The sequence below is a fragment of the Bacteroidota bacterium genome, from assembly GCA_016715425.1.
Classification (GTDB): domain Bacteria; phylum Bacteroidota; class Bacteroidia; order Chitinophagales; family BACL12; genus JADKAC01.
Window position 1 is genome coordinate 414,185 of sequence record JADKAC010000002.1, and the last position, 12,353, is coordinate 426,537.

The window sequence follows — 12,353 nt, forward strand, 5'->3', positions numbered from 1 at the left end:
TTATTAAATGGTTATTTAAGATCATTTAAAAGTTGCTCCAGCTTAAAGACATTGTCGAGAGTATCATCTAAAATAAATTCTAATTCCGGAATTATTCGCAAATCCCCACGCATGATATTGCCAAAACGTTTGCGAATATCTTTGATATGTGCATTCAATCTATCTACCGTTTGTTGCGGCGTTGCTACATTAAATACACTTACATAAATTCTGCACAGATGCATATCGGGTGTAATCCTTACATCTGTTACGGTTACAAATTGAGTCCCGTAATAATTAGATCCTTCCCGTTGCAGAAATTTACTCATTTCCTCCTTTATCAATACCTGCATTTTCTGTTGTCGCCTCGTTTCCATACCCTTAAAATTAAAAAATTAACTGTATCTGTTCCGAATGCAATACAACAGAGGTGAGTGCGTCTTTGTTTTGGTAAATTTACCGCCAATGAAAAGTTATCTACGGATATTAAAAATAGCTGTGCGCTACAGACGATATGCATTTTTGAATTTGATGTTTAATATTCTTTACGCCATTTTCAATTTATTTTCTATCCTTTCTATTATTCCGTTTTTACAGGTAATTTTTAAAACAGTACAAATACCTGAACAAGAACCAACGCTCACCTGGAATGTGAAATCTGCACTCAATTTTTTTAATTACAAATTCGGAAATTATGTAGCTGAAAATGGAGAAGCGTCAGGACTGATAATTATATGTACTTTCATAATTATCATTTTTCTACTGAAGAATATTTGCCGCTATATGGCTTTATATTTTATTGCCCCATTGCGCAATGGTGTAGTCCGTGATCTGCGTCAAAGCATTTATGATAAAGTAATTTTATTACCTCTTGCTTTTTTCAGCGAAAAGAAAAAAGGCGACATCATTGCTCGCATGACAACGGATGTGAATGAAATTGAATGGAGCATTATGAGTACAATTGAATCCACTTTTCGGGATCCGATAACGATGATATTCTTTTTTATCGCAATGATTTTATTGAGTTTTCAATTAACCATTTTTGTAATTATCCTATTACCGATTACCGCTTTAATAATTGGTGTAATTGGTAAATCATTGAAACGTAAATCAAAGAAATCGCAGGATCAACTTGGGTTGTTACTATCTATTATTGAAGAAACACTTGGTGGATTAAGAATTATAAAAGCATTTAATGCAGAACGCTATCAAAAGGGAAAGTTTTTAAGGGAGAATCGTTTGTATGCAAATTTGCAAACGTCGGTGTTTAACAGACGGGATTTATCATCGCCACTTTCAGAGGTATTGGCAATTATTGTAGTGGCAGTGATTTTATGGTTTGGTGGACAAATGGTTTTGGATGGTGAAAATAATCTTAGCGGTGAAATGTTTATCGGCTACATATTGATATTTGCCAACTTAATTAATCCTGCAAAATCTCTTGCAAATACTTATTATCATATTCAACGTGGTATCGCTTCTTTGGAGAGAGTAGAAACAATTCTGGATGCGCCGCTTGATATTAAAGAGAATATTGATGCGGTGAGTTTAAAAAGTTTTAATGGCGATATAATTTATAATGATGTGGGGTTTTGTTATGATAATGATGTGGCAGTTTTAAAGAATATCAATTTTAAAATAACAAAGGGTAGCATGACGGCAATAGTGGGACCATCGGGTTCGGGTAAATCTACGTTGGTGGATTTGTTGCCACGATTTCATGATGCTACTTCAGGAGAGATTTTAATTGATGGACATAACTTAAAAAACATTCGAATTTCGAGTATCCGGAATCTATTGGGGATAGTAACTCAAGAGTCAATTTTATTTAATGATACTGTATTTAATAATATTGCTTTTGGAGTTGACAATCCGGATTCGGAGGCGGTAATACGGGCGGCGAAGGTGGCGAATGCCTACGATTTTATTATGCGATTAGAGAATGGTTTCGATAGCATAATTGGTGATAGGGGAAGTAAACTGAGTGGTGGTGAGCGGCAGCGATTAACTATTGCAAGGGCGATATTTAAAAACCCACCAATTCTAATTTTGGATGAGGCTACTTCTTCATTAGATACGGAATCAGAAAAGTTAGTGCAGGATGCACTGTTTAAACTGATGCGCAACCGCACTTCTATTGTAATTGCACACAGACTTTCTACTATTCAATATGCGGATGATATAATAGTGATGCAGGAAGGGAGGATAGTGGAACGAGGAAATCATCATGCGCTAATAGGTAAAAATGGGCTGTATGCAAGATTGGTAGAGATGCAGGCTTTTTGAATGTTCACATTGATACTACTACAAAGAATCTTTTTTCTCTTAAAGAATAAGAGGAGTTAGAAAAAACTTTTTAATCTTTCAATTATTTTCTACATTCGAAGTGTGAACTTCCCCTTAAAAGTATTTATACCGATTCGTGATCTTATGTATCCGCATTTATGCATGGCATGCGATAATTTATTAAGTGCGGGAGAAGAATTTATTTGCATTGCCTGCCGGATGCAATTACCTAAAACAGATTACCATACTTTTTTTGATAATCCGGTTGCAAAACATTTTATGGGAAAATTTCCATTTGAAGGAGCCACCGGAATGTTTCATTTTAATAAGTCGAGCCATATTCAAAAATTACTACATAATCTAAAGTATAAACATCAGCCGGAAGTAGGTAAAGTGTTAGGGCAGATTATGGGTAATGCATTCATTACAACATCGCCTTATAATACAATTGATTTTATTATTCCAGTTCCACTGCATCCAATGAAACAAGAACAAAGAGGATATAATCAAAGTACAATGATAGCGATGGGTATTGCAGATGTGATGCATATCCCGGTATTAGAAAATGCTTTGCTGCGCACTGCATATACCGGCACACAAACCAAAAAAAGCAGAATGGAGCGATGGGAAAATGTGAAAGAAAAATTTGCAGCGAATCCAAAATATATAGCAGAGTTAAGCAGCAAACATTTATTGTTAATTGATGATGTGATTACTACCGGCTCAACTCTGGAATCATGTGCAATGCAATTATTGCGAATACCGGAAATTAAAATCAGCATTGCTGCCGCCGCACATGCAGAATATTAAACACATGCAGAATATTAAAGAAGTATTAAATTTAAGTTTAGAAGTCAATTAATTAACCGTAAAAAAAACCTGTTATGAAAAAATTAAAAGTGTTATTAGTAATGTTAAGCTTAAGCCTTGGGATAAACACATTTGCCCAACAACCTACAGAAGCTGAAATGGCCACAATGATGGAAAATATTTCGCCGGGTGATGTACAAAAATTTATGGCGAAAAGTGTGGGGGAATGGACGGCAATAATGAAAATGTATATGGACCCTTCGCAACCGCCGATGGAATCCACTACAAAAATTAAAGAAGAACTGATTTTGGGCGGTAGATATCTTGTTGGAAAATATACTGGCAACATGATGGGGATGCCTTTTGAAGGAATGAGTACAATGGCGTATGATAATGGTGTTAACAAGTTTTATAGTTCATGGATAGATAACATGAGTACTGGTATGACACAAATGCAAGGCTATTGGAAAGTACCCAATAAAGTGATTGAACTATTTGGAGTAAGTCAGGACCCAATGCAAGGAACGGAAATTACTATGCGACAAACCATTGAGTTTGTAGATGATAATACGCAAAAGATGACGATGTATATGGTGCACGACGGTATCGAAATGAAAAGTATTGAAATAGTGGCTACTCGCATTAAGTAGTGAATTGAACAAGAAAATGAAAACCTGTATTAATGAATGCAGGTTTTTTTTGGCTATAAAACTTATTTAGAATCGGTCTTGTTAAGTAACTTTGAAACAATAAATAATCATAAGATGAGCAATGCAATAATAAGTATCTATACGGAAGCGACACCGAATCCGGACAGTTTGAAGTTTGTAATGAATAAAATGCTGCTAAGTGGACGGAGTGCAGATTTTGAAAGAGGCGATGATGTGTCGTACGCACCCTTGGCGGAAGCGATGTTTAATGAATTTGATTATGTGAAGGGTGTGTTTGTGATGAACAACTTTGTAACAGTGCGCAAGAATATGGAAATGGAATGGTTTGAGATAAAGAGCAAGGTGAGTGAATTTATCCGCAACTGGGTGGTGGAAGGCAAGGAAGTGGTGGGAGAAATTCCGGTGGCTGAAGCAACTGGTGAACCTATGGAAAGCGATGCAGTAATAGAAAAGATTAAACTGATGCTGGATCAATATGTGAAGCCGGCTGTGGAAATGGATGGCGGTGCAATTCAATTTAAATCGTTTGATGCGGGTGTGGTAACGCTGATGTTGCAAGGTTCATGTAGTGGATGCCCTTCGAGCAGCATTACATTAAAGTCGGGGATTGAGGGGTTATTAAAACGGATGGTTCCGGAAGTGAAAGAAGTGGTGGCGATGGATGAGATGATGTGAGTTAATTTTTAAAAAAAATATAATTAGAGATGCTGCACAATTGAGTGCGGCATTTTTTTATCTATTCGCCAATTGCCCGCAAGCGGCATCAATATCTTTACCTCTGCTGCGGCGCACTCTGGCTACGATATCGTGCTTTTCTAAATAGGCAATAAATCGTTCCCGCTGCTCTTCTTTTGATTTGTGATAATCGGCTTGTGCAATCGGATTGTATTCAATGATATTTACTTTGGCAGGAACACGGCGACAAAGTTTTACAAGATTTTTTGCATCTTCCATTGTTTCATTTATGCCATCGAATAAAATATATTCAAACGTGATTTTATTTTTCGTTTTCGAATAGAAATAATTTAATGCTTCAATCAGTGTTGCTAAATTATTTGCATCATTAATCGGCATCAGCGCACTGCGTTTTATATCGTCGGGTGCATGTAGTGAAAGTGCAAGATTAAATTTCACATTATCATCACCTAATTTCTTAATCATTTTTGCAAGACCTGCTGTGCTGACAGTAATCCGTTTCGGCGACATTGCCAATCCATTTTCTGCAGTAATGCGTTCTACAGAATCAATTACATTTTTATAATTCAACAGCGGTTCACCCATTCCCATATACACAATATTGCTCAGCGGTTTTGCATGATGCTCCATTGCTTTTTGATGCATGGCAACTACCTGATCATAAATTTCATAATGCTCCAGATTGCGTTTCATTTTCATAAATCCTGTTGCACAAAATTTACATCCGAGATTACAACCCACCTGACTGGATACGCATGCAGTCATTCTTTCATCGGCAGGAATTAAAACACTTTCAATAAAATGTCCGTCGTGCAATTTAAATCTGCACTTCACTGTTCCATCTGCACTTTTTTGTTCCAGATCAAGAGTTATTGGAAAAATTGAAAAATCATTTTCCAACTTTTCTCTCAGTGCTTTTGGAATATTACTCATCGCATCAAAGGTGTGTGCAAATTTTTGCCAGAGCCAACTATACACCTGCCCTGCTCTATACTTAGGTTGTCTCCATTCTGCAAATAATGTTTCCATTTCTGCTAATGATAAATTGCGAATTGCTTGTTTAGTGTCGGACATCTTTGCAAAGATACATTGGAGGAGGTGGCTACAACTACAATTGTTTTTTATTACTTTTGGTAGGCAAACCCGAAACAAAAATAAAATGATACAGCATGAAGAAAATCTTTACTCTCTTTATTTCTATCGGTATTTTGATTTCAGTTAAAGCGCAGGATATTCACTTTTCGCAATTCTATGCTTCGCCTCTCACATTAAATCCCGCAAACGTGGGAGTGTTTAATGGCAACATTCGTGGCGTATTAAATTATCGCAGTCAATGGACATCTTTTGCACCTTTCAATACGTTTGCAGGCTCTGTGGATATGAACTTTGGTCAGAATATTTTGAATGATGATCTATTTGGTTTTGGTGTAAACTTTTTTTCTGATAAAGCAGGTGATGCCGATTTTTCTACGCAACAGGTAAATGTTTCATTCGGTTATATCAAAACATTGGGTAAACGATTTTCAAGAAGTTATTTATCCATGGGATTTCAGGGTGGTATTGCACAACGCAGTCTTGATTATGCAGCACTTACTTTCGGAAGTCAATACAATGGTTATGAATATGATCCTTCAATGCCGAATGGTGAAACAATTGGTTTTGATAGTTTTTCATTCTTAGATCTATCCGGCGGTGTTTCTTATTTGTTTGTTCCGAAGGACAGATTAAATCTGTTGATGGGAATTGCATTCTATCATGTGAATACACCCAACATGTCTTTTAGTGGTTCCGATAAGGATAATTTGTACATGAAGATTTCAGGAAATATCGGCGCACAAATTCCTGTAGCTGATGCAATAGATATTATACCTTCTGTCTTAGTTTTAAATCAGGGTCCACACAATGAATATAATTTCGGAGTAAGTTTTAAATATTATTTGAATGAGAAAAGTGTGAATCCTACCTCCTTTTCTTTAGGTGCAATGCAACGGATGGGTAATAGCTCCGGCGGATTAAATTCTGATGCTACAATTATTACTGCCCGTTTCGATTATTTAGGTTTTTCTGCAGGACTCAGTTATGATATCAATGTATCTGATTTGCGCAATGCAAGTAATTCATTTGGTGGACCTGAATTATCAATAGTTTATACAAGTCCGCTACCACATCGTGATCGCAAAGTGGATTGCCCGAGATTTTAATTTAGTGTTCCCCCTGAAAATTTATATGTATGCATTTTCCCCTGTTTACATTTTTGTTAATAATAAATCTTTCGCTTGCCGCACAAGTGGAATCCACGCAAATCAATAAATTGCCAGGCAATAATTTTTTACAGTCGGATTACAGATATCAAAACGGAGAAGAATTGCCGGATACTTATAAAAAAGTTTATACCACTTTTGAAAATGGAGATTCAGTAAAATATCTTGAAAAATATCGCTACGATAAAATATGGAGTGTAACCAGATATTTAATCGAGAATGATAAAAATGTATTAAGCGGCTGGCAATGTTTTTTTAATATGGATGGCACCTTGGAATATGAATTGTTTTGTGAAAATGGAAAAAAGAATTGCAAAAAAATGAGGCGTTATGCATGGTATCCCGGTGGACAATTATTGGCAATCGGCAATTATTATAAAAGTAAACCGGAAGGTTCGTATTACTATTATTATTCTAACGGACAGATGCGTCAGCATGCGTTTTATGAAAAAGGAAAATTTATGGAAGTACTCGCTTATTATGATCAGGATGGAAATGCAGTAGATGCAGGAACAATTTGTAATGGCGAAGGTATGGCAAATGTGTATTCCGTAGATGGAGTATTAATTCAGGTAAAATCTTTTTCTAATGGTAAAATACGTAAAACTGTAACGCTTGGTACTCCGGAAAATCAAAACATACATTGATTGCCATTTTTCTCTAACCATTTTTCTGCTTTCGAATAATCAGGTTTTACAGACTCTACTAATTTCCAAAATTTATCTGAATGATTATGCTCTACCAAATGTGCTAATTCATGAATTAAAATATAATCCATAACGTCTTGTGGTGCGAATAATAAACGGGATGAAATACTGATATGTCCGTCATAAGAACAACTGCCCCAGTTAGTCGCATTATTGCGGAGCGTAACACGTTTTATTTTTTTTCCGAAAAATTCATTATTTAATTCATGTAAGCGCTTTTCTATAATTGGAGTAAATGCATTGCCTATCAACCGTGCTACCAAATATGATTTATGTCGCATTTCTCCAATCGGTTTCATTCCTTCAGATAGCTGCATATGAATAACACCATTTTTTAAATGTGCCGAGCTGCTTTCCTTCTCGTGATATTCAATTTTAATTTTAAATTCATGACCGGCAATGGAGAAAATATCATCGTTATTATATTGTCGAAATTGGGGAGTTTTAATGTAGAGTTTATTTTCAACAATATATTTTCTTGCCCATTCAATCAGTGTTTCATATTCCTGCTCACGACGTTTTATATTTAAGTATGCTGCAATACGAATATGAATTCCTTTAGCGCCAATAGATGCTCTGCAATCATAGCGTTTTTCCAAATAGACAAACACACGGAATTTCTGACCAACAACAGTGATCACCTCTTCCCTTTCCAGGACTGAATTTGTGCTAACAGATCTACGCCGGTACATTATACACCTCTGCATTTACAGCTTTTAACCATTGTGTTACATCATGCATAACCTCTTCCATCACCCCGGTTGCAAACGGTGATTTCAGGTCTGCTAATTCTACTAATTCAAGAAATGATTTACTGCCACCTGCTTTACATAATTGCAAGTAATCTGCAAATGCATTTTCATGATTTGTGCGTGCTTTTTTCCAGAATTGAAAAGCGCATATTTGTGCTAATGTGTAATCAATATAATAGAATGGTGATTGGAAAATATGGGCTTGTGTTTGCCACCATCCACCAGTTTCCAAATACGCATTATTTTCATATTTACGCATTGGTAAATATTTTTTTTCAATTGACGTCCATACGTTCTTGCGCTCTGCAGGAGATAACTCGGGATTGCTGTAAACTACATGCTGAAATTCATCTACCGAAACACCATAGGGTAAAAAGAGAACAGCATCCGCCAAATGCGCATAGCGATATTTATCCGCTTGTTCTTCAAAAAATAAATCCATCCACGGATAGGTAAAATATTCCATACTCATAGAATGAATTTCCGCAGCATCAGAAGTAGGCCAATGATATTCATTCACTTCAAAATCACGACAACTAAATACTTGAAATGCATGCCCAACTTCATGAGTCAGTACATCTATATCCGCAGCAGTACCATTAAAATTTGAAAATATAAATGGTGCTTTATGATTGGCAATATAGGTGCAATATCCGCCGCCGGCTTTTCCTTTTTTTGCCACAAGATCTAACAATTGATGATTCACCATAAATTGCATAAAAGTATTTGTGGCTTCACCTAATTCTGCATACATCTGTTGACCATTTTTTAAAATCCATTGTGCATCTCCTTTAGGTTTTGCATTGCCGGATTCAAATACCAAAGCTTCATCGTAGTACATTAAAGATTCTACACCTAATCGCTCCTCTTGTTCTTTGCGCAACATTATTGAAATAGGTACTACAAATTGCTGCACTGCTTTGCGGTAATCTTCTACCATCTTCGCATTATAATCTGTACGCAACATTCTGTCGTAACCTAATTGAACAAAATTTTTATAACCCAATTTTTTTGCAATAGCAGTTCGGATTTTCACCATATCATCAAAAATAGAATCCAAGACATCTGCATTATCTTTTAAAAATCCCCAACGTGCTTCACTGGCATTTTTACGCATTGCTCTATCTGTTGATCGCATAAAAGGTGCAAGCTCCGATAAGTTTCTTTCTTTCCCTTCAAATAGAATGGAAGCAGATGCCATCAACTGCTGATATTTAGTACTTAAAGTATTTTCTTTTATAAGGTCTTCAATAATTGCAGGTGAAAATATTTTTAATGAAAGTGTTGCCAACCGAAATAATTGTTCTCCAAAAATTTTCTCCAATTCATTTTTAAAATTGGAATTCAATAAGGTTGTATAATAATTATGAATCAGGTTTTCAAAAAGAGGTGAGTGTGTATCAAAATATTCCTGCTCTGATTTATAAAATTCATCAGTGGTATTTATGGAATGTCGGATGCCACATATTTGCGCCATGCTGTTAAAGCTATTATGCAAAATATATACTTTTTTTATTACTGTTGCGGCAGTGTCGGCGCTATCCGCATTTTGCAATTTTTCAAGTAATGTCGTATGCTCGAATTCAATCTGTTTTAAGTCCGGGCGGTGATAAGGAAATTCTGTGAATGTCATGTGTGTTTATTCAAATAAAGTGTTATGCAAAAATATAATTGAAACCGCATACTAACGCATTTTTATAGCAAGCATTTTATTGAATTGTATTTAAAAGTTTGCTTAATGCCATTTAGTACCTTTGCCACTAAATAATTGTATCATTTTGAGCGACCCAAATGCAGAAAACAGAAAAGCCGATCACATTTCTTTAGCCTTTGAAAGTCAGGTACAGGCAATAGAAAAGGACAATAGATTTTATTATGAACCTATGTTGGCTTCGCACCCTCAGGGAAATACACTAGCAACCACTTTTTTGGGAAAGCACATGCAAGCACCAATATGGGTTGGCAGCATGACTGGCGGAACTGCATTAGCCGGAAAAATAAATCGCAATCTGGCTGAGGTATGTGCTGAGTTCGGATTAGGCATGGGCTTGGGCTCTTGCCGCAGCCTGTTAGAAAGTAATCAGTTTTTTGAAGATTTTAATATGCGCCCAATCATTGGAGATACATTACCTTTTTATGCAAACCTTGGCGTAGCTCAAGTGGAAAAATTGCTTCAGGATGGCAAGTCTGACTTAATCCAACATCTAATGCAATCGCTTAAAGCAGATGGCTTAATAATTCATGTGAATCCTTTGCAAGAATGGCTTCAGCCTGAAGGTGACCGTTTTACAAAACCTCCTCTTGACACAATAGTTGAACTCCTTGATATTTTAGAATATCCACTGATTGTAAAAGAAGTTGGACAGGGCTTTGGGCCTGCGAGTATCAAAGCACTTTTACAATTGCCGATAGCCGGAATTGAGTTCGGCGCATTAGGTGGAACAAACTTTTCAAAACTAGAGTTGTTACGTACTTCATCTTCTCGTGCTAAGAGTTATGAGATGTTGGTAAAAGTAGGACATACCGCAGAAGAGATGGTGGAATTTATAAATGCAGCATCCATGAATTTAGGAGTCAAAGTGAAGTGTAAAGAAATTATCGTTTCCGGCGGTATCACAGGCTTTCTGGATGGTTACTATTGCTTGGAAAAATTACAATTTAATGCTGTGTATGCGCAGGCTTCGGCATTTTTGAAATACGCCAAAGAGGATATAGAGCAGTTGAGAGAATATGTGAAAACACAGGTTGATGGATTAGCTTTGTGTAAAAATTATTTAACCGTTCGTTCATAATGCTAATATATTTCTGTTCTATTCAATACTAATCGAAACAATAACGTAACGCAATGTCCACAATAAAAGGATTTTCCAAATTAAATAAAACTGAAAAAATAACTTGGCTCGCCAAGCATTTTCTCACCAGCAATCCATTGGATATTGCAAGGGAATTTTCCAGCTATATGCATGCAAATACAGAATTGCAAAAAGTGTTTGACGGTATTAGTGAAAACACTCTTACTAATTTTTATTTACCCTATGGTATAGCTCCCAACTTTGTAATCAATGGGATGAGTTATGCAGTACCAATGGTGATTGAGGAAAGTTCTGTTGTTGCTGCGGCATCTAGTGCAGCTAAATTTTGGAGCGACAGAGGCGGGTTTCATGCAGAAGTTATTTCTACAACTAAAGTTGGTCATGTACATTTTTTATGGCGTGGTGATGCAGAAAAACTGATGCAGTTTTATTCTGAAATAGAACCTATTCTTAAGGCAGAAGTATTACCCCTTACAAAAAATATGGAAGCTCGTGGAGGTGGATTGCGAAGTTTAGAATTAGTGGACTGCAGTCATATTGAACCGGATTATTATCAATTAAAGGCAACTTTCGAAACTGCGGATGCAATGGGTGCCAATTTTATCAATTCTATTCTTGAGCAATTTGCGCAATGTCTTACTGAAGAAATTGCGGTATATAAATATTTCACCGGTGCAGAAAAAAAGGTGGAGATAGTAATGAGCATTCTGAGCAATTACACTCCGGATTGTCTTGTAAAAGTTTGGGTAGAATGTGATGTAAAAGATCTTGGCGAATTTCCTGAAGCAAATTTGGATGCAATGCAGTTTGCAAAGAAATTCAGAACAGCCGTTAACATTGCCTGCAATGATGTATATCGTGCAACAACACATAACAAAGGAATTTTTAATGGTATTGATGCAGTGATATTAGCCACCGGAAATGATTTCCGTGCTATTGAAGCATGTGGTCATGCTTATGCCGGTCGCAGCGGCACATATTCAAGTTTAAGCAATTGCACAATTGAAAACGGGAAATTTAAATTCTGGTTAGAAATGCCATTGGCGGTTGGTACTATCGGTGGGCTAACCCGTCTGCATCCTTTAGCAAAAAGATCATTAGAAATATTGGGAAATCCAGGTGCAAAGGAATTAATGAAAATAATTACCAGTGTAGGATTAGCGCAAAACTTTGCTGCAATAAAAGCATTGGTAACTTCCGGCATTCAAAAAGGACACATGAAAATGCATCTCACTAATATGTTGAGTCATTTTGGTGCCTCAGAAACCGAGATAGAAAAAGCACTTGCATATTTTGCAGATAAAACAATTTCCTTCCATAATGTGCGGGATTTCTTAAACAGCTACAGAAAACAGAACTTAGCACCTGAGAATTAATT

Annotated in this window: 12 protein-coding genes; 8 read left to right on the forward strand and 4 right to left on the reverse strand. The window is 36.3% G+C overall.

Features of this window, described 5'->3' with window-relative positions:
- Positions 1–11: 11 nt before the first annotated feature.
- Positions 12–356 (reverse strand): 30S ribosome-binding factor RbfA, encoded by a 345-nt coding sequence (gene rbfA, locus IPN31_03645; protein MBK8680995.1) that lies wholly within the window; start codon positions 354–356, stop codon positions 12–14.
- 88 nt (positions 357–444) lie between these two features.
- Here rbfA and IPN31_03650 point away from each other — a divergent pair, with 88 nt between their 5' ends.
- The 4 genes from IPN31_03650 to IPN31_03665 all read left to right on the forward strand — a co-directional run bounded on the left by IPN31_03650 (position 445) and on the right by IPN31_03665 (position 4,421).
- On the forward strand, positions 445–2,265 hold the full coding sequence (locus tag IPN31_03650) for an ABC transporter ATP-binding protein (protein MBK8680996.1): 1,821 nt from the start codon (positions 445–447) through the stop codon (positions 2,263–2,265).
- 81 nt (positions 2,266–2,346) lie between these two features.
- Positions 2,347–3,075, forward strand: coding sequence for a ComF family protein (locus IPN31_03655; protein MBK8680997.1), 729 nt, complete (start codon positions 2,347–2,349; stop codon positions 3,073–3,075).
- Between the two features lie 74 nt (positions 3,076–3,149).
- A complete protein-coding gene (locus tag IPN31_03660) occupies positions 3,150–3,725 on the forward strand; it encodes a DUF1579 domain-containing protein (GenBank protein ID MBK8680998.1) in 576 nt (191 codons plus the stop codon).
- A gap of 114 nt (positions 3,726–3,839) precedes the next feature.
- Positions 3,840–4,421, forward strand: a complete 582-nt coding sequence (locus IPN31_03665; GenBank protein ID MBK8680999.1) for a NifU family protein — start codon at positions 3,840–3,842, stop codon at positions 4,419–4,421.
- A 57-nt stretch (positions 4,422–4,478) separates the two neighbouring features.
- Here the strand turns inward: IPN31_03665 and rlmN are convergent, their stop codons facing one another.
- Positions 4,479–5,516 carry a 23S rRNA (adenine(2503)-C(2))-methyltransferase RlmN gene (rlmN, locus tag IPN31_03670; GenBank protein MBK8681000.1) on the reverse strand — a complete coding sequence of 346 codons (1,038 nt, stop codon included), beginning with the start codon at positions 5,514–5,516 and terminating at the stop codon, positions 4,479–4,481.
- 95 nt (positions 5,517–5,611) lie between these two features.
- Here rlmN and IPN31_03675 point away from each other — a divergent pair, with 95 nt between their 5' ends.
- Together IPN31_03675 and IPN31_03680 are read left to right on the forward strand one after the other, a co-directional pair.
- A complete protein-coding gene (locus IPN31_03675; protein MBK8681001.1) occupies positions 5,612–6,643 on the forward strand; it encodes a PorP/SprF family type IX secretion system membrane protein in 1,032 nt (343 codons plus the stop codon).
- A 29-nt stretch (positions 6,644–6,672) separates the two neighbouring features.
- Positions 6,673–7,350, forward strand: coding sequence for a hypothetical protein (locus tag IPN31_03680; GenBank protein MBK8681002.1), 678 nt, complete (start codon positions 6,673–6,675; stop codon positions 7,348–7,350).
- Here IPN31_03680 and IPN31_03685 read toward each other — a convergent pair.
- Positions 7,335–8,102 (reverse strand): M48 family metallopeptidase, encoded by a 768-nt coding sequence (locus IPN31_03685; protein ID MBK8681003.1) that lies wholly within the window; start codon positions 8,100–8,102, stop codon positions 7,335–7,337. The two genes, IPN31_03680 and IPN31_03685, sit on opposite strands and share 16 nt — an antisense overlap.
- Positions 8,089–9,795, reverse strand: a complete 1,707-nt coding sequence (locus IPN31_03690) for a M3 family oligoendopeptidase (GenBank protein MBK8681004.1) — start codon at positions 9,793–9,795, stop codon at positions 8,089–8,091. The genes IPN31_03685 and IPN31_03690 overlap by 14 nt, the downstream gene beginning before the upstream one ends.
- 139 nt (positions 9,796–9,934) lie before the next feature.
- On the opposite strand from IPN31_03690, the gene IPN31_03695 reads away from it, so the two are divergent.
- A complete protein-coding gene (locus IPN31_03695; protein MBK8681005.1) occupies positions 9,935–10,954 on the forward strand; it encodes a type 2 isopentenyl-diphosphate Delta-isomerase in 1,020 nt (339 codons plus the stop codon).
- A 53-nt stretch (positions 10,955–11,007) separates the two neighbouring features.
- Positions 11,008–12,351: a hydroxymethylglutaryl-CoA reductase, degradative gene (locus IPN31_03700; GenBank protein MBK8681006.1), complete on the forward strand. Its 1,344-nt coding sequence runs from the start codon at positions 11,008–11,010 to the stop codon at positions 12,349–12,351.
- Positions 12,352–12,353 lie beyond the last annotated feature (2 nt).

What these genes read in the sequence shown, in the direction of transcription:
- IPN31_03685 (MBK8681003.1), bottom strand. Translation starts at nt 8,102, where the DNA reads ATGTACCGGCGTAGATCTGTTAGCACAAATTCAGTCCTGGAAAGGGAA.
- IPN31_03675 (MBK8681001.1), top strand. Translation starts at nt 5,612, where the DNA reads ATGAAGAAAATCTTTACTCTCTTTATTTCTATCGGTATTTTGATTTCA.
- IPN31_03650 (MBK8680996.1), top strand. Translation starts at nt 445, where the DNA reads ATGAAAAGTTATCTACGGATATTAAAAATAGCTGTGCGCTACAGACGA.
- rlmN (MBK8681000.1), bottom strand. Translation starts at nt 5,516, where the DNA reads ATGTCCGACACTAAACAAGCAATTCGCAATTTATCATTAGCAGAAATG.
- IPN31_03690 (MBK8681004.1), bottom strand. Translation starts at nt 9,795, where the DNA reads ATGACATTCACAGAATTTCCTTATCACCGCCCGGACTTAAAACAGATT.
- IPN31_03665 (MBK8680999.1), top strand. Translation starts at nt 3,840, where the DNA reads ATGAGCAATGCAATAATAAGTATCTATACGGAAGCGACACCGAATCCG.
- IPN31_03660 (MBK8680998.1), top strand. Translation starts at nt 3,150, where the DNA reads ATGAAAAAATTAAAAGTGTTATTAGTAATGTTAAGCTTAAGCCTTGGG.
- rbfA (MBK8680995.1), bottom strand. Translation starts at nt 356, where the DNA reads ATGGAAACGAGGCGACAACAGAAAATGCAGGTATTGATAAAGGAGGAA.
- IPN31_03680 (MBK8681002.1), top strand. Translation starts at nt 6,673, where the DNA reads ATGCATTTTCCCCTGTTTACATTTTTGTTAATAATAAATCTTTCGCTT.
- IPN31_03700 (MBK8681006.1), top strand. Translation starts at nt 11,008, where the DNA reads ATGTCCACAATAAAAGGATTTTCCAAATTAAATAAAACTGAAAAAATA.